The organism is Gemella sp. GL1 (assembly GCF_013415365.1).
Taxonomy (GTDB): Bacteria; Bacillota; Bacilli; order Staphylococcales; family Gemellaceae; genus Gemelliphila.
Genome location: NZ_JACBYB010000013.1, coordinates 100,081 through 121,021, shown reverse-complemented (window position 1 = coordinate 121,021; position 20,941 = coordinate 100,081). Strand labels below are relative to the sequence as shown.

At 28.6% G+C, this 20,941-nt stretch carries 21 protein-coding genes, 1 tRNA gene and 1 rRNA gene; 17 read left to right on the top strand and 6 right to left on the bottom strand.

What is annotated here, in order from left to right:
* From HZY82_RS04100 to dnaA, 5 genes are all read right to left on the bottom strand, one after another.
* Window positions 1–487 (bottom strand): 16S ribosomal RNA (locus HZY82_RS04100); the annotation flags it as partial.
* 109 nt (window positions 488–596) lie between these two features.
* Window positions 597–670 (bottom strand) — tRNA-Gly (locus HZY82_RS04095).
* Window positions 671–852: 182 nt separating this feature from the next.
* On the bottom strand, window positions 853–2,040 hold the full coding sequence (locus HZY82_RS04090) for an MFS transporter (protein ID WP_179938758.1): 1,188 nt from the start codon (window positions 2,038–2,040) through the stop codon (window positions 853–855).
* A gap of 14 nt (window positions 2,041–2,054) precedes the next feature.
* Window positions 2,055–3,194 (bottom strand): DNA polymerase III subunit beta, encoded by a 1,140-nt coding sequence (gene dnaN, locus HZY82_RS04085; protein WP_179938756.1) that lies wholly within the window; start codon window positions 3,192–3,194, stop codon window positions 2,055–2,057.
* A gap of 146 nt (window positions 3,195–3,340) precedes the next feature.
* A complete protein-coding gene (gene dnaA, locus HZY82_RS04080) occupies window positions 3,341–4,819 on the bottom strand; it encodes a chromosomal replication initiator protein DnaA (RefSeq protein WP_135157082.1) in 1,479 nt (492 codons plus the stop codon).
* Window positions 4,820–5,302: 483 nt separating this feature from the next.
* Between dnaA and rpmH the strand changes: the two genes are divergently transcribed.
* From rpmH to HZY82_RS04015, 14 genes are all read left to right on the top strand, one after another.
* Window positions 5,303–5,437, top strand: a complete 135-nt coding sequence (rpmH, locus tag HZY82_RS04075; RefSeq protein WP_003144116.1) for a 50S ribosomal protein L34 — start codon at window positions 5,303–5,305, stop codon at window positions 5,435–5,437.
* Between the two features lie 148 nt (window positions 5,438–5,585).
* Window positions 5,586–5,921 carry a ribonuclease P protein component gene (rnpA, locus tag HZY82_RS04070; protein WP_135157084.1) on the top strand — a complete coding sequence of 112 codons (336 nt, stop codon included), beginning with the start codon at window positions 5,586–5,588 and terminating at the stop codon, window positions 5,919–5,921.
* An 11-nt stretch (window positions 5,922–5,932) separates the two neighbouring features.
* Window positions 5,933–6,826: an RNA-binding cell elongation regulator Jag/EloR gene (gene jag, locus HZY82_RS04065; protein WP_135157086.1), complete on the top strand. Its 894-nt coding sequence runs from the start codon at window positions 5,933–5,935 to the stop codon at window positions 6,824–6,826.
* A gap of 11 nt (window positions 6,827–6,837) precedes the next feature.
* Window positions 6,838–7,206: a response regulator gene (locus tag HZY82_RS04060; protein ID WP_135157088.1), complete on the top strand. Its 369-nt coding sequence runs from the start codon at window positions 6,838–6,840 to the stop codon at window positions 7,204–7,206.
* 133 nt (window positions 7,207–7,339) lie between these two features.
* Window positions 7,340–8,728 carry a tRNA uridine-5-carboxymethylaminomethyl(34) synthesis GTPase MnmE gene (gene mnmE, locus HZY82_RS04055; RefSeq protein WP_228098242.1) on the top strand — a complete coding sequence of 463 codons (1,389 nt, stop codon included), beginning with the start codon at window positions 7,340–7,342 and terminating at the stop codon, window positions 8,726–8,728.
* Window positions 8,729–8,761: 33 nt separating this feature from the next.
* Window positions 8,762–9,430, top strand: a complete 669-nt coding sequence (locus HZY82_RS04050; protein ID WP_179938754.1) for a response regulator transcription factor — start codon at window positions 8,762–8,764, stop codon at window positions 9,428–9,430.
* The gene (locus tag HZY82_RS04045; protein WP_179938752.1) at window positions 9,430–10,407 is read left to right on the top strand and encodes a sensor histidine kinase; all 978 of its coding nucleotides are present in this window, start codon (window positions 9,430–9,432) and stop codon (window positions 10,405–10,407) included. The genes HZY82_RS04050 and HZY82_RS04045 overlap by 1 nt, the downstream gene beginning before the upstream one ends.
* 449 nt (window positions 10,408–10,856) lie before the next feature.
* The gene (locus HZY82_RS04040) at window positions 10,857–11,405 is read left to right on the top strand and encodes a hypothetical protein (protein ID WP_179938750.1); all 549 of its coding nucleotides are present in this window, start codon (window positions 10,857–10,859) and stop codon (window positions 11,403–11,405) included.
* Window positions 11,386–11,766 carry a hypothetical protein gene (locus tag HZY82_RS04035; RefSeq protein ID WP_135157098.1) on the top strand — a complete coding sequence of 127 codons (381 nt, stop codon included), beginning with the start codon at window positions 11,386–11,388 and terminating at the stop codon, window positions 11,764–11,766. Before HZY82_RS04040 ends, HZY82_RS04035 begins: the two co-directional genes overlap by 20 nt.
* A 177-nt stretch (window positions 11,767–11,943) precedes the next feature.
* Window positions 11,944–12,708 (top strand): ABC transporter ATP-binding protein, encoded by a 765-nt coding sequence (locus HZY82_RS04030; RefSeq protein ID WP_135157100.1) that lies wholly within the window; start codon window positions 11,944–11,946, stop codon window positions 12,706–12,708.
* Window positions 12,701–14,728, top strand: coding sequence for an FtsX-like permease family protein (locus HZY82_RS04025; protein WP_179938748.1), 2,028 nt, complete (start codon window positions 12,701–12,703; stop codon window positions 14,726–14,728). Before HZY82_RS04030 ends, HZY82_RS04025 begins: the two co-directional genes overlap by 8 nt.
* A gap of 162 nt (window positions 14,729–14,890) precedes the next feature.
* Entirely contained in the window at window positions 14,891–15,373 is a 483-nt protein-coding gene (locus HZY82_RS06625) for a hypothetical protein (RefSeq protein WP_228098241.1), read from the top strand.
* Window positions 15,374–15,384: 11 nt separating this feature from the next.
* Window positions 15,385–16,647, top strand: a complete 1,263-nt coding sequence (locus HZY82_RS04020; protein ID WP_228098238.1) for an ATP-binding cassette domain-containing protein — start codon at window positions 15,385–15,387, stop codon at window positions 16,645–16,647.
* A gap of 549 nt (window positions 16,648–17,196) precedes the next feature.
* On the top strand, window positions 17,197–17,454 hold the full coding sequence (locus HZY82_RS04015) for a hypothetical protein (protein ID WP_135157104.1): 258 nt from the start codon (window positions 17,197–17,199) through the stop codon (window positions 17,452–17,454).
* A gap of 327 nt (window positions 17,455–17,781) precedes the next feature.
* Here the strand turns inward: HZY82_RS04015 and HZY82_RS04010 are convergent, their stop codons facing one another.
* A complete protein-coding gene (locus HZY82_RS04010) occupies window positions 17,782–18,738 on the bottom strand; it encodes an L-lactate dehydrogenase (protein ID WP_179938746.1) in 957 nt (318 codons plus the stop codon).
* Window positions 18,739–19,037: 299 nt separating this feature from the next.
* On the opposite strand from HZY82_RS04010, the gene HZY82_RS04005 reads away from it, so the two are divergent.
* The 3 genes from HZY82_RS04005 (at window position 19,038) to HZY82_RS03995 (ending at window position 20,923) form a co-directional block, all read left to right on the top strand.
* Window positions 19,038–20,084 (top strand): LacI family DNA-binding transcriptional regulator, encoded by a 1,047-nt coding sequence (locus tag HZY82_RS04005; protein ID WP_179938744.1) that lies wholly within the window; start codon window positions 19,038–19,040, stop codon window positions 20,082–20,084.
* Window positions 20,085–20,166: 82 nt separating this feature from the next.
* Entirely contained in the window at window positions 20,167–20,631 is a 465-nt protein-coding gene (locus HZY82_RS04000; protein WP_179938742.1) for a low molecular weight protein-tyrosine-phosphatase, read from the top strand.
* Complete coding sequence (locus HZY82_RS03995; protein ID WP_135157111.1) at window positions 20,624–20,923, top strand: PspC domain-containing protein; 300 nt, start codon at window positions 20,624–20,626, stop codon at window positions 20,921–20,923. The genes HZY82_RS04000 and HZY82_RS03995 overlap by 8 nt, the downstream gene beginning before the upstream one ends.
* Window positions 20,924–20,941: the final 18 nt, after the last annotated feature.

Genomic DNA, 20,941 nt, shown 5'->3' with positions numbered 1-20,941 from the left:
TACTGTATATAGTTACTATACAATCATTCTTCCCTAACAACAGAGTTTTACAAACCGAAATCCTTCTTCACTCACGCGGCGTTGCTCCGTCAGACTTTCGTCCATTGCGGAAGATTCCCTACTGCTGCCTCCCGTAGGAGTCTGGGCCGTGTCTCAGTCCCAGTGTGGCCGATCACCCTCTCAGGTCGGCTATGCATCGTCGCCTTGGTAGGCCTTTACCCTACCAACTAGCTAATGCACCGCAAAGCCATCTCATAGTGTCAGCTTGACCGACTTTCAATATTCCTTCATGCAAAGAAATATATTATCCGGTATTAGCTACCGTTTCCAGTAGTTGTCCCAGTCTATGAGGCAGGTTCTTTACGTGTTACTCACCCGTTCGCCGCTAAGTTCAAGTGATGCAAGCATCTCTTAAACTTCGCTCGACTTGCATGTATTAGGCACGCCGCCAGCGTTCGTCCTGAGCCAGGATCAAACTCTCCAAAATTATTTTTGTTAGCTTGATTAGCTCTTAAAGTTCTTTATAGTCTTTCTTTTAAGACTGTCCTTTTGGAATTAACGTTGACTTAATTCTTTTAGTTTTCAATGTTCAAATCTGGAGCGGGTGATGAGAATCGAACTCACAACATCAGTTTGGAAGACTGAGGTTTTACCACTAAACTACACCCGCTTATTTCTTTATATTCTTTTCTGTCTCTCTCAAGACTTTTTCTATTATATACTACTACTCTCTTACTGTCAATACTTTTTTTGATTTTTTTAATATTTTTTTCATTTCTAGCTAAATAATTAGATATTTTTATAGAAGATATATTAATGAAATAATATTAAAATTCAATATTATTTCATAGATTATTTTAATATATTTCCTTTACTTGATAAGTGAAGCATAGTAAATAATAGTAGAATTGATGTAATTAAAAATACTATCAGTGCATATGTCCAAGAACTTGCATCTTTTATATATCCTAAGACTGGTGGGTAGACAGCTGCCAATAAGTATCCTCCTGATTGAGAAATTCCTGATACTAGTGAAGCTTCTTCTATATTATTGGTTTTAGCGGAGAATAAATACATTACATAAGAAAATGATCCCCCTCCAGCTAATGCAAATAGTACAATACTTACTAATATTAAACTTAAATTCTTATCTACAAACATAAATCCTAAGCTGGATGTAAAGTAACAGATAAATATAAATACAGGAATCAGTACTTTATTTTTTATTTTTTCAGCTAATATTGGCATGGCAAATGTTACTGGAAACTGGGCAAATTGACTTACTGATACTAGTAATCCCGCTTCTGTGTTAGTAAATCCTTTATCAATCATTATCTCTCCAAACCAAGCTACACTCGAGTAAAATAAAGCTGACTGCATACCAAAAGTTAAAATCATTGAGTATAATTTAGGGTTTGAAAATATATTTGTAATATTTTTACTTTTTTCATTAACTGCTTCTATTTTTTCATTTTTTATAGTCATGCTCAAAATACATAATAAGATACTTGCAAGTATAGCTATAATAACTGCATTATTTAGGGCAAGCCCTAGAGAAAAATCTTTACTTCCAATATTTGACCTTACTATGGGATAGGCTATTGCTGAAGAAACAGCTGCACCAAGTGTCATAAGAACTGTATATAATCCTGTCATTAATCCCATCTTATTAGAATAGTATTTTTTTACAAAAGCTGGCATCAAGACATTTCCTACTGCTATACCTACTCCAATTAAAAATGTTGATAAAAATATCATAGGTATACTTATATAAAATCTTAGTAGCAGAGCACTGGATATTAAAATTGTTGAAAATAGTAAGACTTTCTCTAAACCATATTTTCTAGAAAATACTGTAACAAATGGACTTACTATAGCAAATGCTATTAAGGGTAGTGTTGTTATAAATCCAGCTGTGGTATTATTAATAGCTAAACTTTCCCTTATACTAGCCATAATAGCCCCTACTCCTGTTAGGGGCGTTCTCAGTACCAAGGCCAATAAAATTACAGATAAAATTATTATTTTTTTATTTTTCATTATTTGCCTTACTCCTAATATGTTCTAACCGGTAATAAAACTTGAATTATATCTCTGTGCTTATCACTAGGCTGAATAGTGAAGGCTGTTAATTCTCCAGAAAAGTTGATAATAACATTTTCTGATGCTACTGCAGTAATTGCCTCTTTTAAGAACTTTGCGGAAACTGCAATTTCAAAGTCATCTACTTGGTCAATATTCATAACATCTACATTCTCTTCAGCAGTCCCCATTTCTTTAGAATTTGAAGATAATTTTATCTTGCCATTTTCTATTTGAATTTTAACAATATCATTTTTCTCATCTCTACTTACTAAGGATACCCTATCTACTCCATCATATAGTTCTTTACTTTTTACATCAATAGAACATTCATAATCTTGTGGAATTAACTTATCAGTATTAGGATATTTTCCACTTATTAAGGATACATAGTATAAGATATTATCTAAAACAAATAAAATTCTATTTTCTTCATAGTAAATTTCTAAAATATTATCTAGATTCTCAGTAAGCCTTTGAATATATTGAAGAGCCTTTCTAGGAACTATCATATTAAACTTTTTATCCAATTCAATATCTTTCAAAATCAGCTTTCTTTTACTCATTCTGTGTGAATCTGTAGAAGTTGCAGTTAAATTTTTATTTTCTAATACAAGATTAACTCCTTCTAAAATAGGTCTTTGATCATTTATTGCTGCAGAAAACAGAGTTTCTTTAATTATAGAATTAAAGACTGTAGATGAAATTTTAAAATTATTTTCTTTAGCTACCAAAGGTAGTTCTGGAAATTCATCAGCATCATAGACTAGGATATTAAATTCACTATTACCCGATTTAATTTTTATTTGTTGATTAATAAGTTCTATAAAAATTTCATCAGTTGGTGCTTTTTTTATAATCTCTATAAAATTTTTAGAAGGAATAACTACTTGTCCTGTTTTTTCTATATCTATAACCTCTTTATCATCAATATATGAATTTATAGTGTATTCCATAGATACCAAAGAATCACTGGCAGTTAAGATCAGTTTATCTGCTAGTAAATCAAACTTAATTCCCTTCAATATATCAAAAGCTGGTGTAGGAATTATAACTTTAGATATAGTATTTAATGCATCTAAAAAATAATTTTTTAATATTGTAAATTTCATATTTGCTCCTTATATATATAATATATTAATAAATAATAATAATAAGTCCTGTTAAAACTGTGGAAAAGTTTAAAAACTTAGAAATTTGACAGATTTAAGCTGTGGAAAACTTGTTAAAAACTTTACAAATTTCTGTTGATTTTTATTTAATTCATTTTTTCCTTAATAGACTCTATATGTTTAAGAATATCATTCTTATTTTCAGCTATCATAGAAAGGACTTTAGAATGTGCATAGTGTATAGATGAATGATCTTTATTAAAGATTGAACCAATAGCAGGTAAAGACAGGTCTGTAAGTTCTCTACACAGATAGATGGCAATCATTCTAGCAGTAACTATTTCTTTAACACGTTTTGCTGAAAAAATATCATCAACAGAAATATTATAGTAATCAGATGTAATGTTAATAATATTCTCAGGAAGAATAACCTTTTTAGTAGACTTAGTCCTACGTTTTAAAATATCCTCCACTAAATCTAAAGAGGCAGTAGCCCCATTGTCAGTCATAAGTTTAATATTTTTAAGTACTCCTTCGATTTGCCTAATATTACCAGAAACATTACCAGCAATAAATGAAACAATATTTTCAGAAAGATAAAGACCAAGACCTTCACATTTTTCTGTAATAATTCTCATACGAGTTTCATAATCTGGTGGAGTAATATCGGCTATAACTCCAGAGTCAAACCTAGAAACTAATCTATCATCTAAACCATCAAGATGGCTAGGATCTCTATCACTTATAAGAACAATTTGTTTTTGGCTACTATAGAGTTCATTAAAAATATGGAAAAAAGCTTGTTGGAGTCCAGTTTTACCAGAAAAAAACTGAATATCATCAATCAATAAGGCATCAATAGATCTATATTCTTGCCTAAATTTTTCAGATGCAATTTGATGTTCAGGACCTTTACCTATTGATTTAAGATAGTCATTTAAAAATTGTTCAGAAGTAACACATTTTATTTTAAAGTGTGGGTGTTGAAGCTCCATCTCATTACCTATAGCATGGAGTAGATGTGTTTTACCAAGACCAACTCCCCCATAGACAAAGACTGGATTATGAGCACCAGGTGTTGATGCAGAAGCATAGGCTAAGTTAAAAACGTGTTTACTTCCATCACCAACTACGAAATTATCAAAAGTAAAATTTTTATTTAGGTTAGGATTTTGTTTAGACGTTTTTAAAGTTTCACTATTAGAAGGAGCTGTATAAAAATCATTTCTATATTTCTTGGGAAATGATTGCCTAGATGTTTCATTAGAAGAATTAAATTTCTTTAATATATTACTTTCAAATGTATTTTCAACTGATGTAGGTTCAGCAATTATAGACGTAGAAACAGGTGCAGAAACTATAGGATTAGTGTTGCCTGTAAAATTGTAGAAAATTTGAAAATCAAGAGTAGTGTATGTTTTTAAAATTTCCTTAAATTTTGAGTCAAAAACATTTTGTAAATATGAAGAAATAAGAGTATTTGAACTAACAATAGTAAGAGTCTTATTTTGCATATCGACATTTTCAATAGAATTAGGTTCAATCCAAGTTGAATAAACCTCAGAATTTAATTCTGTTTTTAATTGATTCAAAATAATTTGCCATAAAAAATTAGAATCATTCATAGAAAAACCTCCCATTTTTTGTAAAAATATTATAACATAAGAAGAAGTTTTAAACAAACTGTGGAAAAAGATATAAAAACTGTTAATAAGTCTATTTAAAAACTAACAAAAAACTGTTAAAAAATAAAATAATGAGTAGCGACTAAGAAAGTTATTAACAAGTTTTAAAAGAAATAAATCCCGTTATAAAAAGGATTATAAATTTTTTAAAAAGTTTTCAAAAGTTGTGGAAAACTTTTATTTGAAAACTGGGGTTTTTTAATTAAATCTTGTGGAAAACTGTTAAAAAGCTGAAGAATTTTTTATAAAATTAACAAGTTATCAACATACTTATTAACAAAAAATATAAAACTTGTGGAAAAGAAAAAATATAGCTAAATTTAATTAAAAGTCAGAGAGGACTTGATTTTTGATTTAGACTATGGTATTATTTTATAGTTATTACATCTATCGCATTAAAGAAAAAACTCGAGGAGGACTGAAATGAAACGTACGTATCAACCAAATAAAAGAAAACATTCAAAAGTTCATGGATTTAGAGCTCGTATGAGTACTAAAAATGGAAGAAATGTTTTAGCAAGACGTAGAGCTAAAGGAAGAAAAGTTCTTTCAGCTTAATTAAATAGCCTAAAATAGAAAATAGCCTTTAGGATTGATTCCTAAGGGCTATTTTTATTTTTTTATATAAAATTGTGAAAAAAAGTACTATAAATTGTTGTAAAAAAGCACCTTAACTGATAAAATGAAGTGATAGAAAGGTTTATAAATGAAAAAAGAATATAGAATTAAACGGGAAAAAGATTTCCATACAATAATAAAAAGAAAAAAATCTTTTGCCAATAGGCAATTTGTTATCTATCACTCACCTAATCAGCAGGATCACTTTAGATTAGGAATATCTGTTAGTAAAAAATTAGGTAAGGCTCATAAAAGAAACAAACTAAAGCGTTATGTAAGAGAAGCGATCAAGCAGCATAAGGATAGGATAGTGGATAGAGATATAATTATAATAATAAGAGCTGGTGCTGTTAACATATCTTTTGAGGATTTTGTGAAATCAATAAATCATATTTTAAGAAATACTAAATTATTGAAAATATAGAGGGAAAAAGAATGCGTAACTATGAATATAAAGCAAATTCTGTAGATGATGCGATAAAAGAAGGATTAAAAGAATTAAACTTATCTGAAGATAAGGTAAAAATAGAAGTATTAGAAGCTGGTTCGGCTGGATTTTTTGGATTATTTAAAAAAGAAGCCTTAGTAAGACTAAGTCCCCTAGCCAACGACTATGGTCAAGAAGAAATCATAGAATCATCAGCAAAAAAAGTAGAAGTAGATGAGATAGAAGTAAAAAACTCTCCTGAAATAAAAGAAGATTTAGCAAAAGAAGAAATTGCTAGCCAGATAGAAGATAATGAAAATCTTGAAGAAAAAGATTTAGAAAAGACTATGGGAGAAAAATCTCAAGATTTTGAAGAAACAAGTCAAATTATAGAAGAATCTGAAAATCAAGAGAAACAAGAAGTAGTAAAAAAAGAAGATAAGATAATAAAAAATCAAGAAGCTATTGTTACTTATATTAGAAACATTGTTCACTCAATGGGATTCAAAACAGCAAGTATTGATTTTGACTTGATGGCAAGTAAGATATATCTTTTAAAAATAAAAGATGTAGACAACTCTAGCCTCTTGATAGGAAAAAGAGGTAACACCCTTAACTCAATACAGTATTTAGCAAATAATTATGCTAAAAAATTTACAAATAATTACTTTAAAATTATAGTAGATTGTGAAGATTACAGGCAGAATAGAAAAGTAACCCTAGAAGAATTAGCCCTAAATATGGCTAAAAAGTCTAAAAAATTAGGAAGACCAGTAGAATTAGAACCTATGATAAGTGAAGAAAGAAAGATAATTCATAATGCTCTGAGTAATATTAAAAATGTAGAGACATTGTCAGAAGGAAAAGAACCACATAGATACTTAATAATAACAGCTTGGTAGGAGGTAATCTTATGAAAGTTTTAATAGTAGATGATTCAGGATATTATAGAGAAAGGGGAGCAGATATTCAAAGAAAGCTGGGAAATGAAGTATTTTTTGCTAAAGATGGATATGAAGCTATAGATCAATATAGAAAAGTTCAACCTGATATAGTAACTATGGATATTTGTATGCCAAATCTTGATGGTCTTGATGCTAGTAAAGAAATAGTGAAGGATGATCCTAAAGCAATAATTATGATTTGTTCGAGTGCTGGTCATATTTATAAGAAGCAGGCCTATAAGAATGGAGCCCTATATATTCTAAAAAAAGAATATGATGAATATGATTTTAAATCAGCTCTTTATGAACTAGACCTAATAAAGAAAGAAGAATTATAAAAATTAAGAGCTGGATTTTGATGTTTTAAAATTTTTAAGTAGAAATTTAAGAAGAAGTGTAGAAATCTACACTTCTTTTTATTTTATCTAAAATAGTTTATAATTATAAAAGAAATATTATGAAAGTTGAGAAATGATAATGACAGAAACAATCGCAGCCATATCGACGGCTATGGGAGAGGGAGCTATTGGAATAGTAAGGCTTAGTGGACCTAAAGCTTTTGAAATTGCAGATAAAATATTAAAATTGCCAAAAGGAAAAACAATTCAGTCAGTGGATAGCCATACAATCAATTATGGACATGCCTATGATCCAGAAAATGACCAAATTATAGAAGAAATTATGGCTGTTAAAATGGCAGCCCCAAGAACTTATACCTGTGAAGATATAGTAGAAATAAATTGTCATGGAGGGATTATAACAATTCAAAAAATCTTGCAACTTTGTTTGGATAATGGAGCTAGAATGGCAGAAGCAGGAGAATTTACAAAAAGAGCTTTTTTAAATGGAAGAATTGATTTATCTCAAGCAGAAGCAGTAATTGACTTTATCAAATCTAAGACAGATGAGGCTTCAATGATTGCCAATGATCAAATGCAGGGAAGACTGTCAGACTTAATCAAGAGATTGAGAGCTGAAATTTTAGATATATTGGCAGTAGTAGAAGTAAACATTGATTATCCAGAATACGATGATTTAGAAGTAGAGACAACATCAACAATACTTGAAAAATCAAAATCAATAAAAGAAGACTTAGAAAACTTGTTAGAAACTTCGAAACAAGGAAAAATCATTAAAGAAGGTCTAAATACAGCCATTATAGGACGTCCAAATGTAGGAAAATCATCACTACTTAATAACTTGCTACAGGAAAATAAGGCAATCGTAACAGATATAGCAGGAACTACACGTGATGTTTTAGAAGAACATGTGAATATTAAGGGAGTTCCTATTAAACTTATTGATACAGCAGGAATTAGAGAAACAGACGATTTGGTAGAATCTATAGGAATAGAGCGTTCAAGAAGGGCCTTAGAACAAGCAGACCTAGTTCTCTTTTTACTAAACTCAGCAGATGAGCTAAGTGATGTTGATAGAGAATTGCTAAAATTAACGCAAAACAAAGAAATAATTATAATTTTAAATAAACTAGACTTAGAAACAAAAATTGATTTAGAAGAAGTAGAAAAACTATCTTATGGACACCCTATTATTAAAACATCTATGACCTCTTACTTGGGAATTGAGGACCTAGAAAAAAATATAAGAGATATGTTCTTTGATGGAAAGATAAGGCAAAAAGATGCTACCTATCTATCAAATTCAAGACAAATAAATCTAATAAAACAAGCCTTAACAAGTCTAAACGAGGCAATTTCAGCAGCAGAAATAGGACTAGAGGTAGATATGGTATTAATAGATTATACTAATACTTTCAAATTACTAGGAGAAGTAATAGGCGAAGATACAAGTGAAGAATTAATTAATGAATTATTCTCAAGATTCTGTCTAGGAAAATAAAAATGTTTCACATGGAACAAAAAGGAGAGAAGTATGTACAAAATAATGATAATAGAAGATGATGAAATAATCGCAAGTTCTATAGTTGAATATTTAGAAAAATGGGGTTTTGAAAGCAAAATAGCAGGAGATTATTCTAGGGTGATAGAAGATTTTGTGGACTACTCTCCCGATCTAGTCTTAATGGATATTAATTTGCCACAGTTTGATGGCTATCATTATTGTGAACAAATAAGAAGACTTAGTAAGATACCTATTATCTTCATGTCTTCAGCATCAGATGATATGAATATAGTAATGGCTGTATCTATGGGGGCTGATGACTTTATAGCTAAACCCTTTAAATTAGTTGTTTTAAAAGCAAAAATAGACGCTATTTTAAGAAGGGTCTATAACTTTAATTCTGATAAACATCTTATAAGTTATAAGGACTTAATTTTTGACCTAAATAAGGATAAGGTTAATTATAAGGGACAGTCTATAGAACTTACAAAAAATGAAGCAAAAATATTAGCCATACTACTCGAAAATAGGGAAAATATAGTAACAAGAGATGAAATAATGAGAGGTCTTTGGGATAATGATTCTTTTGTTGATGAAAATACCCTATCTGTAAATGTCAATAGATTGAGAAAAAAACTAGAAGAAGTGGGCATAGTAGATTTTATTAAAACTAAGAAAGGTAAAGGATACATAGTTTAATGAAGAAATATCTAAAAGATAAGCTTGTTTTACTAGTATTATTACTTATAAATAGTTTGTTTATGATATTGGTAATTAATATTTTATATGGCGTAGATTATGAAATAAGCCTATACCCTATTTTTATCTCTTGGCTATTACTATTTATATATTTCGCCTATGATTATTATAAATATAGAAAGAAAACAAAAATTCTGGAAAACTTTCAAAAAGATTTAGACTATGATTTGAAAGATGAGAAAGATTATTTTACCTATATGGAGAATAAAATTTTAGACTTAGCCAGCAAGCTCCAAAAAGAAAATATAAGAATATTTGATAAAAAAGAGTTTGAATTACAGTCGACAATTGACTACTATACAATGTGGATACATCAAATAAAAACACCTATAGCTTCCCTATCCTTTCTTATTGAAAATTTAGAAGATAAAAATAAGAAAAAATTAGAGATAGAACTTTTCAAAATAGAACAATATGTAGACTTACTTTTAAGTTATATAAGACTTGATGATAAAAATAATGATATTGAGGCAGAACAAGTCCTAATGAAAGAAGTTGTAAATAAGATTTTAAAAAAATATGCCAACCTATTTATATCTAAATCTATTAATTTAGACTATCAAAAGCTTGATATAATTTATATAAGTGATAAAAAATGGCTAGAATTTATAGTTGAGCAGATTATTTCAAATGCTATAAAGTATAGTAAAAATAAGGGGAAAATAAAGATTTATCAAGAAAATGAAGCTCTTGTAATAGAAGATGAAGGTATGGGTATAAGCAAGGATAACCTTCCAAGAATATTTGAAAAATCATTCACTGGTTTTAATGGAAGAAAAGACAAACAATCATCAGGTCTGGGTCTATATCTAAGTAAAAAAGCAGCAGACAAAATATCTTGCCAGTTAGAAATTGAGTCAGAGATGAATGTGGGAACAAAGGTAAAAATAAAAGCTGTAAAAGATAATGTTTTATAATGAGATTAGACTATTTCTATTTTAAATATTTCAAAATAAAAATAGTCACCAAGTTATATTAAATTAATGTACTATAGACAAGAAAATTATAAGAAATATCATATACAAAAAAAGACAGGGTGACTCCTGTCTTTTTCTTTTTCAAGGTTGATTACTTGTTAAAAATTATCTTTAGTCATTTTCAAGATAGTAAACTAATAAATTATAAAAAGTGTGATATTAATCACTTTTTATTTATAATATTGCTCAAATTTTTTGTAATATATAAAGAAAGAACAAAACTAATAAAAGCCCTTACCCTTCTATTATATCATATATTTTTCAAAAAAATAAGACTGTTTTTTTACTTGTTTTTATGTTATATTGTAGGTGAAGAAAAAATAGTAGCTACTCATCTTCTTAATTATTTACGCTTTATATTTACAGTATTTTCATAGGAGGAACTTATTATGAAAAAATCAATTAAATTAACAAGTGCTTTATTAACTGCTGGATTATTAATTAGTCCTTTAGCTACATTGAATAATAATTTTAATAATGTTGCTGAAGCAAAGACAACACAATCAACCAATAATGTTCGAATTTCTCAAAAAGATAAAGCTATAGGAAATATAGTTAAAGATTATATTAAATTAAACAAAGTTAATAATTCTTATAGATTTATATTTATTAAAGATTCTTCATTAGATAGAAGATTGAAAAAAATTAATGCGAATATTACATCTAAAGATGTTCAAAGATTAGTAAATAATTTAAATAGTCAACTTATAAAACAAGGTACTAAGGGACAATTATATAGTTTCATAGATCATGTTAAAAATCAGCCTACATCTAGAAGTGTTTGTTCTAATGTTCTTTCTTGGGGAGGATTAGGTGTAGGAGCAGGTTATGGAGCATTAGGATTAGTTTTAGGAGCTACTGGACCAGCTGGTTGGGCATTATGGGCAACAGGAACCGTGATAGGAGGTGTAGCCACTTATGGAGCGTCACAATGCTAAAATATGGAAGTCTTTTGTAATAACGATATTACTACTAGTATCAATTAGTGCAATTGTAGTTTATTTAAAAAACCATGAAGTAATAGATACAGGTCTGTACATGATACTGCTTATTGCGAATTTTATACTTACACCTTTAATTTTAGTGAAGAGTATTTTCTTTGAGAAAAATATAAAGATAAATGTAAAATGGAAGAAATTTATAATAGCATATCTACTAATAATATCAATTGGTGCGATTATATTTTATCTAAAAAGCTATGCAATAATAGATACAAAAGTATATATGATTTTGCACCTTGCAAATTTTATGTTTACCCCCTTAATTTTATCCAAAACAGCTTTTTCTGAGAAAAAGTAAGATTTTCTAGACCCATCTTAAATAGAAAAATATAAATAAAAAATTCATAATTAGAATCCAGAGATCCAATCTTACAGAAATGTAAGATTGGATCTTATTTTGTAAGGAAAATCGATTGTTGTCAGGTAAATTAGGAAGTACAATAATAGTATGAAATAAAAAAGAAAGAGGAACAAGATGATATTAGAAGTAAAGAATTTAAAGAAAACTTACAGCAGTAAATTTGGAGGAGTTAAGACGGAAGCCTTAAGAAATATTAACTTCTCTATTGAGAGAGGAGAATATGTTGCCATAATGGGAGAGTCGGGTTCAGGAAAGACTAGTCTATTAAATATCATTGCAACTTTCGATAAAGCAACAAGTGGTGAAATAATCTTAGAAAATACAAATCTAAGCAAATTAAAAGAAAAACACTTAGCCAAATTTAGAAAAGAAAATCTAGGATTTGTCTTTCAGGATTTTAATTTATTAGACACCCTAACAATTAAAGATAATATTTTATTGCCTTTAGTCTTAGAAGGGCAAAAAGCAGAAGTAATGGAAAGAAAAGTAAAAGGGATAAGTAAATCTTTAGGAATTGATAAATTATTAAACAAATATCCCTATCAAGTATCTGGTGGACAAAAACAAAGAGCTGCAGTAGCAAGAGCTATAATCACAGAGCCAAAATTATTACTAGCAGATGAACCAACAGGAGCCCTGGACTCTAAGTCAACAGACACCCTACTTGATATATTTGAAGCTATTAATAAGACTGGTCAAACCATAGTAACTGTAACCCACTCTATCAAATCAGCAGCAAGAGCTAAACGAGTATTATTTATAAAAGATGGGATAGTTTTTCATCAATTACACAAGGGGGATGCAAGCAATACAGAAATGTATAAGAGAATATCTGAATCTCTAAGCCTACTACAAGGTGGAGGTGACAACAATGACTAGTATATATAGAAAATTGGCCTTAAGCAATATTAAACAAAATAAAAAAATAAGCTGGCCTTATATTATAGCATCGACAATTTTAACGTCCCTATTCTATATAATGCTTTCTATCATAAGTAATCCTAGAATAGACGATTTAAGAGGAGCTGCAGCCTTAAAACAGCTCTTATCTTATGGCCAAGTAATAGTAGCTATCTTTATTTTTATCTTCCTATTTTCAACTTATAGTTTTTTAGTAAAAAGTAGAAGTAAAGAACTGGGGCTTTATGCGGTTTTAGGAATAGATAAAAATAAGATTATCAGAATCTTATCACTAGAAACCATCTATATTTATCTAAGCTCAACAGGATTAGGAATTTTACTAGGTATGGTCTTAGATAAATTAGCCTATCTATTTCTTATGAAGTTAGTAGAAGGAGAAGTCAAGTTAGGATTTTATATTTCATCCTTTGCTGTAATAACAACTATTCTAGTATTTGGACTTATATATTTATTAATTTTACTAAGTACAATTATCAAGATAAAAATGATGTCGATAATAGGACTTTTAAAAGATGCTCAAAAAGGAGAAAAAGAACCTAGAGGAAATATAATCCTATCCCTACTAGCCCTTGTTTTAATCGGATATGGCTACTATCAATCCTTAATAATTGAAACGCCCCTAAAAGCAATTCAAGAATTCTTCTTTGCAGTACTGGCGGTAATTGCGGGAACTTACCTATTCTTTACAGTATTCTCAGTTTTTGTATTAAAGAATTTAAAAAAGAATAAGGCAGTATACTATAAAACCAAAAATTTTATTTCTATATCTAACCTTTTGTTTAGAATAAAGAAAAATGCTATAGGACTAGCTAATATTTGTATTTTATCAGCAATGATACTAGTAACTATTGGTTCAACAACAAGCTTATATGTAGGTGTCCAAAAAAGTATAGAAACTTCTGCACCAAGAGATATTACGGTTAATGTACATAGAGGAAGTCAAGAAAACTATATAAAATTAAAAAATGAGTATGATAAAATAGTAAAATCTAAGGGAACAGAAATGAAGGATGTAATAGATCTTGCTTATACAACTATAGTAGGAGAAAAATTTCAAGATGGAATAAAATTTACCCAGCCAAATATAGACAAATTGGACAAGATCTTAACAGTAATAATTATAAGTCTGGATGAATATAATAAAAATACTTCATCAAGTGACAGTTTAGATGATGGTCAAATTTTATTTAGTGATTTAAGAAATAATAATGTCCCAGAAAATTTTAGGATAAATCAGTTAGAGTATAAGGTTAAGAGGGCAGAAAAAGAAATAGAAATTCCCGACTTTAATGCTAATATAACAGATACTTACTTTCTTGTAGTAAAAGATCAAAAAGAAATAGATAAAATAAAAGAAAACTATGTAAGTAGTCTTGGAGAGGGATCAACTCCATTAAAAGGACAAATATTTTATGGCTTTAATCTAGTAGATGCTAGTAAGGAAGATGAAATTATAAAAGATATTGAAAGTTTGGAAACTTTAATTAATACAAAAACAGACAATTTGGGACTTGTTGAGGATAAAGATGGGATTAGTCTAGTTGTTACATCAGATTCAAGAAAGGATTTAGCAGCAAGTATAAATAATTTATATGCCTCATTCTTATTCTTAGGAATCTTGATTTCATCAGTATTTTTAGTATCGCAAATACTGATAATGTATTATAGACAATTATCAGAAGGATATGATGATAGGGATAAATTCCAAATCATGAAAAAAGTAGGGCTAGAAGACAAGGAGATAAAATCATCAATAAAGAGCCAAGTTTTACTAATATTCTTTGCACCATTAGTAGTGGCTACAATTCATGTAACATTTGCTTATCCAATAATAGAGAAAATGTTAAAACTATTGTCATTTGGAAATACATCTACATTTATATATGCTATGTTAGCAACAGTGGCAGTATTTATAGTTTTCTACTTTATTATCTATAAAACAACATCAAGACTATACTACAATATAGTTAGTAGATAGTAAGAAAAGGCGTGAATTAAATTCACGCCTTTTTCCTATGAAAGATTTATTTGTTAGTTATACAAATAGCTATCTTAATAATTGCTTCATGTTGAGTAATTTTGGATTCTTTAATCATTTTTTAATTCTCCCTTTAAATTTTCTGAAAAAAATGAGTATTTTATGATTTTAAGATTAAAAGATGAATTATGTTTTGTTTATGATGATTGTGGAATTGAATTTTATTATGCGGCTATTCTTCTTAAGAAACTTGTATATCTTAGACTTATTAAATATTTATCTTTAAGAATAAGGGAGGATTATGAAATTATGAAAAAATATTTATTAAATAGATTAGGAGAAAATAGCTTTTTATTTATTTTGATTTTTTTAGGAGGTGCTTTAAAGGTAGGATCAGCCTACTGTATAGGTAATGCCTTTACTGAATTGATAAAATATAATATTGAAGAGTTTAATTACTATATAAAAGTATCTGGACTTATATTTTTATTTTATTTGCTTTCTTTATATTTAAAGATAACTTATGAGAATTATGTTACACAAAAAATGATTACAGATATTCGTTTAGATATTTCTAGTTCTATTACTAAGAATAATTTTAATACTTTTCATAATAAAAAACAGGTGACTATATATCTTGGTTAAACAATGATTTGATGCTTATAGAACAAAAAGGATTTGCTAATTTTTATCAGATAGTAACCTATGTAATTGAAACTATTTTAGCTATTATTGCTCTACTTGCTTTTCATTGGTCGATTATTCTATTCACCCTATTCTCAGCTATGATAACTTTACTATTCCCTAGTATATTAAACAAGCAAATAGAAGATAGATCAACCCTTTATACAAAATCTCTAGAAAATTTTGTATCTAAAAATACTAATATCTTGCAAGGTTTTGATGTTTTATTATCATTTAATAAACTGAATATTTTAAACAAAACTATGTTCAATACATCTAATAATATTTTAAAAACTTCTGTTTCTTTAAGAAAAAGTTTAGCAGGAGCTGCAGTATTAGGAGGAATAGGTAATGTTTTGAGTCAGCTAGGTATAATTGCCTTAACTGGATTTTTAGCAATTAAAAATATAGTAGGTTTTGGTTCTATTTTGACAATAGAAGCCCTATCTTCTACTATATTTAACTCTGTAGGAAATATTATGAATGTTAGTATTGAATTAAAAACGGTAAATCCTATTTTTAAAAAAATTAACAAGTATATTTTAGAAAGTGAGAATGTGGATTTAAAAAATAATAGCCATAAAAATTTTGTTGAAAAGATAAATACTTTTAATATAAAAAATTTGTTCTATACTTATGGTGATAAAATTATATTTAATGATTTTAATTATATTTTCTTAGCTGGAAATAAATATGCTATTTTAGGGGAAAGTGGTAGTGGTAAATCTACACTTTTTAAATTATTAACAGGGAGATTAGATGATTATAAAGGTAGTATAAAGTTAAATAATAGAGAAGTTAAGGATATAAAAAAGAGTGATTTATACAATCAGATAATTTATATAGCACAAGATCCTTATATTTTTAATGATGATATTAAGTTTAATATTACTTTAGGAGATGAATATGATGATGACACTGTAAATAATATACTTAAAGAAGTAGGTCTATACGACTTAGTATCTAATTTAGAAAAAGGAATATATACAAAACTGGAAGAAGGGGGAAGAAATTTATCTGGAGGACAGAAACAAAGAATCTCTTTAGCCAGGGGATTGATTAGGAATAAAAAAATATTATTTTTAGATGAAATAACATCAAGTCAAGATGAAAGAACATCAGACAAGATAGAAGATTTAGTATTGAATAATAAAGAATTAACGGTATTTATGATAAGTCATAAATTGGATAAAGAAAAATTAGACAAGTTTAAAGATATTATTAGGCTAAGTTAAATATTATCCTTGTCAGAAAAAATACGATTTTATTCTTTATAATTTTTAAAGAGAAAAAATAGCAAAACTACTCGTAGTAAGTTTGCTATTTATGTTTTGCTTAAGGAATTTATCTTAGCTTTTGATGTTGAGGATAATTCATCTAAAAATTTTTATGTATGTTTAAAAGAAATATCTTCTATGTCTATATTAGCAAATTTAGCTGAAAATTTACTCATTACTTGATGAGTAACTGCATAGGTACATATAAAGAATTACAGCTTTTATTTTTTATGATATAATTATTTTGTTACTTCAACCAAACTCGTAACAGAGGGAGGTGAATATATGCTGTTGATAATAGATTTAATAGTTTCTATTATGGTAAATATAATTTCCTACTATATTTGCAAATGGTTGGATAGAAACTTTAAGAAGTAATCAACCTTGAAAAAATAAAAAGACAGGAATTGTAGTCCTGTCTTTTTATATATGCTGTCTTTAATAGATTTTATATCTATATTGTATCATCTGAAATAAAATAAGTCAAGATTAGATGAAGCTGGAAATGTGACCTTATCATTAAGGGGAGCATACTTAGTTTTTTGTTTTATACAAAATGAGCCATTTTACACAAGTCAAAATGTTCTTGTACTTATTCCTAGATTAAAAATTTCAGACTATTGTAAAAAGTTTATAGCCACAATGATATTTAAGGAATCTCAAACTTACTATAAGGCCCTTGAAAATGAACTCAATAGACATATAAAAAGAGATTTTTCAATTTATTTACCTATTAAGAATGATGATTCTCCTGATTGGGAATAGATGGAAATCTATATGAAAAAATTAGAAACTACAATGAAATATGTGATTGAAGTTAACAATAATTCCATTAATGCTGGCTAAGTGAGTTATATTTAATTACTATATCTAAACAATTTATAAGACTAAAATTTTATTAATGAATTCTATATGGTTTCGATTAAATAGAGTTCATATTTTTATAGTGGTCTATTATGGTATTGAGAATTTAAGAAGTCTATTTTTAGACTATTATGGTCTGTAGTGTAATTGATTTAGATTTATAAGTATAATTAAAAAATAGAGAAATATTATTGATAAAAAAAGCAAGGATTAATCCTTGCTTTTTTATTATAGTCCTAATTTTTCGTAAGCTGAATCTAAAGTGTCTTTTAATACTTTAGCAGAGTGTTGCATCTTAGTTAATTCTTCTTCAGATAATTCTAATTCAACGATTTCACGAACACCTTCACGACCGATGATAGCAGGAGTTCCGATGTATAATCCATCAACACCATATTGTCCTTCTAGGTATCCAGATACTGCAAGTTCAGTGTTTTCATCACGTAAGATAGCTTTAACGATTGTGAATAAAGCAATACCGATTGCGTAGTAAGTAGCACGTTTACGGTTAATTACTTCATAAGCTGCACGCATAACTCTTTCTTCAACTTGAGCAAAATCTTCCCATTTGAATTTCTCAGAAGTTTCTAAGAATTTGTGGAATTGTTTACCATATACGAAAACATTAGACCAAGCTGCTAATTGAGTATCTCCGTGTTCTCCAATAATGTATCCACGTACTGAGTTTGGAGCTACATCTAAGATTTCTCCTAACATGTAACGGAATCTTGATGTATCAAGAGTTGTACCAGATCCAACGATTTTGTTTTTAGGGAATCCAGTGAATTTTTGAAGTGCATTAGTTAAAACATCAACTGGGTTAGATGCGATAACGATAACTCCATCGAATCCAGATGCCACAATTTGGTCAGACATTTCTTTAACAGCTTTCATGTTTTTATCTACTAAGTCAAGACGAGTTTCACCTGGAGCTTGAGGAAGACCACCACAGATTACGATAACGTCTGCGTCAGAACATTGCTCATATCCTCCAGAAGTAACTTTGATAGGTGGAACTAAAGCTCCAGCGTGGTTAAGATCCATTGCTTCTCCTTCAGCTTTCTCTGGGAAGAAGTCAATTAATCCTAATTCTTCAACAAGACCACTTGAATATAGTTGGTATGCAAATGACATACCTACCATTCCAGCACCGATTAAAACTACTTTTCTGTTTTTAGCTTTCATTTTGAAAACCCTCCATAATTAATTGTAAAAATATATTATTGTATTATAACAGTAACTGTTTTTAATACTTTATATTTAACATTATAACACAAAAAAAGAAAAAGAGAAATCGAAAACATGAAAAAAGTTTGTAAAAATTTTTCTTTGTATTTATCATGAAAATATAAAGGATTGGAGAGGATAAAAAATAAAAATTAAATAGAAAACCCTTTACAAGGCGGTAGAAATTTGGTAAAATACTTATATATTGTAAAGGTTTTTAGTGTTTTGAAAGAATAAGTAACAAGGAGTGATTAAAAATGACAACAGCGACCATTTATGATGTAGCAAGAGAAGCAAGAGTCTCAATGGCGACAGTTTCTAGAGTTGTGAATAATAACCCAAATGTAAAGGCAACAACAAGAGCGAGAGTTCAAGAAGTTATTGAAAGGTTAAAATATACACCTAATGCTGTGGCAAGAGGATTGGCTAGTAAAAAGTCTACTACTATTGGTATTGTCTTGCCGGATATAGCAGACTTAGCATCAGCAGAGGCTGTATCGGGAATAGAATCTGTAGCTAATATGTATAAGTATAATATTATCCTTGCTAACTCATGTAGTGATAAAGAAATGGAAAAAGAAATTTTCCAATCTTTTCAATCTAAACAAGTAGATGGAATTTTATATTTAGGACATTCAATATCAGAAGAATCTCGTGGATTACTAAAAAAATTAAATATACCTGTAGTTTTATCTGGTAACCTAGGAAGTGACGATACCTTTTATTCAGTAAATATTGATTATGAAAAAGCATCCTATGATATAACAGGTGAATTATTGAAACACGGAAGAGAAAAAATAGCTATAGTTATTTCATCTTTTGAATCTCCAAAAGCACAAAGAATGATTGCTGGATATAAAAGAGCATATGCAGAAAATAAAAAGTCCTTGGATTCTAATTTAATTATTGAAGGTTATAAATCGTATAAAGATGCATCTAATGGCTTATTAACAACTATTCAGAAGAATAAGGCTAATGTTGTTTTAACTATGTTTGATGAAGTGGCAATTTCAGTTCTTCATCAAGCACAAGATAAAGATTTAAAAATACCATCTGATTTTGAGATAGTGTCATTTGAAAATACAAAACTATTAGATATAACAAGACCAAAAATTTCTTCGGTATTCCACCCTATCTTTGACGTTGGAGCTGTAGCTATGCGTACCTTAACTAAGATTATTGATATTGAAAAAGCTAGATCTAAGGGTCAAGAAATTACTGAAGAAGACTGGGCAGGATTAGAAGAAGATAAGAAAGAGATACAATTGCCACACAGAGTGGTTCATAGACAAACAACAAAATAATAAAAAGCTAGGTAATTATTTATTATTTACCTAGCTTTTTTGTTATAATTATTAAGAAAAGAATAAGAGAGGTATGTGTAAGATGGTAAAAGTAATATTTGTCTGTCTAGGTAATATTTGTCGATCGCCTATGGCAGAAGCTGTATTTAGAGATATGGTAGAGAAGGAAGGATTAGCAGATAAAATTCAAATAGATTCAGCAGCAACAAGCACTTGGGAACAGGGCAATCCAGTTCATAAAGGGACAGTAGATAGACTTGCTAAGGAAAATATTTCAACAAAAGGAATGTTTTCAAGAACTTTAGAAGATAAGGATTTAGACTATGATTATATAGTAGGAATGGATGAATCTAATATAAAAAATATTAAAAAATTTGTTGCAGGTAGAGAAAGTGGTCAAATAAAGATGCTTTTAGAATATGCAGGAGATAAATCTTCTATTGCAGATCCTTGGTATACAGGAGATTTTGATAAAACTTATCAGGATGTTCTACGTGGAACTAGAGCCTTATTAGAAGTAATTAAAGGAGATTTAAGAAATGGATAGATTAAATAAAATTAGGGAAAGAATTCATGAATTTGCTAAAATGAAGAATTTATATAGAATTGAAGAAGGATCACTTATAGGTGGAATTTGCATGATGCTTGCTGAAAAGTTTTCTATACAAGTTATCTTTATAAGATTATTATTTATAATTTTAGCAAGCTCTTCACTAGGTGTAGGACTTATACTTTATCTTATGCTAGTATACTTACTACCTAAAAAGCATAGAATAGAAAATGATTATATAGATGTAGAATTTAGAGAGAAAAAAACTAGTAGAGAAAGAATTGAATAAGTGTAGACTAATAATAAT

Excerpts from the sequence above, each read along its gene's own strand:
- HZY82_RS04090 (WP_179938758.1), bottom strand. The coding sequence starts at position 2,040 with ATGAAAAATAAAAAAATAATAATTTTATCTGTAATTTTATTGGCCTTG.
- dnaN (WP_179938756.1), bottom strand. The coding sequence starts at position 3,194 with ATGAAATTTACAATATTAAAAAATTATTTTTTAGATGCATTAAATACT.
- dnaA (WP_135157082.1), bottom strand. The coding sequence starts at position 4,819 with ATGAATGATTCTAATTTTTTATGGCAAATTATTTTGAATCAATTAAAA.
- rpmH (WP_003144116.1), top strand. The coding sequence starts at position 5,303 with ATGAAACGTACGTATCAACCAAATAAAAGAAAACATTCAAAAGTTCAT.
- rnpA (WP_135157084.1), top strand. The coding sequence starts at position 5,586 with ATGAAAAAAGAATATAGAATTAAACGGGAAAAAGATTTCCATACAATA.
- jag (WP_135157086.1), top strand. The coding sequence starts at position 5,933 with ATGCGTAACTATGAATATAAAGCAAATTCTGTAGATGATGCGATAAAA.
- HZY82_RS04060 (WP_135157088.1), top strand. The coding sequence starts at position 6,838 with ATGAAAGTTTTAATAGTAGATGATTCAGGATATTATAGAGAAAGGGGA.
- mnmE (WP_228098242.1), top strand. The coding sequence starts at position 7,340 with ATGATAATGACAGAAACAATCGCAGCCATATCGACGGCTATGGGAGAG.
- HZY82_RS04050 (WP_179938754.1), top strand. The coding sequence starts at position 8,762 with ATGTACAAAATAATGATAATAGAAGATGATGAAATAATCGCAAGTTCT.
- HZY82_RS04045 (WP_179938752.1), top strand. The coding sequence starts at position 9,430 with ATGAAGAAATATCTAAAAGATAAGCTTGTTTTACTAGTATTATTACTT.
- HZY82_RS04040 (WP_179938750.1), top strand. The coding sequence starts at position 10,857 with ATGAAAAAATCAATTAAATTAACAAGTGCTTTATTAACTGCTGGATTA.
- HZY82_RS04035 (WP_135157098.1), top strand. The coding sequence starts at position 11,386 with ATGGAGCGTCACAATGCTAAAATATGGAAGTCTTTTGTAATAACGATA.
- HZY82_RS04030 (WP_135157100.1), top strand. The coding sequence starts at position 11,944 with ATGATATTAGAAGTAAAGAATTTAAAGAAAACTTACAGCAGTAAATTT.
- HZY82_RS04025 (WP_179938748.1), top strand. The coding sequence starts at position 12,701 with ATGACTAGTATATATAGAAAATTGGCCTTAAGCAATATTAAACAAAAT.
- HZY82_RS06625 (WP_228098241.1), top strand. The coding sequence starts at position 14,891 with ATGATTTTAAGATTAAAAGATGAATTATGTTTTGTTTATGATGATTGT.
- HZY82_RS04020 (WP_228098238.1), top strand. The coding sequence starts at position 15,385 with ATGCTTATAGAACAAAAAGGATTTGCTAATTTTTATCAGATAGTAACC.
- HZY82_RS04010 (WP_179938746.1), bottom strand. The coding sequence starts at position 18,738 with ATGAAAGCTAAAAACAGAAAAGTAGTTTTAATCGGTGCTGGAATGGTA.
- HZY82_RS04005 (WP_179938744.1), top strand. The coding sequence starts at position 19,038 with ATGACAACAGCGACCATTTATGATGTAGCAAGAGAAGCAAGAGTCTCA.
- HZY82_RS04000 (WP_179938742.1), top strand. The coding sequence starts at position 20,167 with ATGGTAAAAGTAATATTTGTCTGTCTAGGTAATATTTGTCGATCGCCT.
- HZY82_RS03995 (WP_135157111.1), top strand. The coding sequence starts at position 20,624 with ATGGATAGATTAAATAAAATTAGGGAAAGAATTCATGAATTTGCTAAA.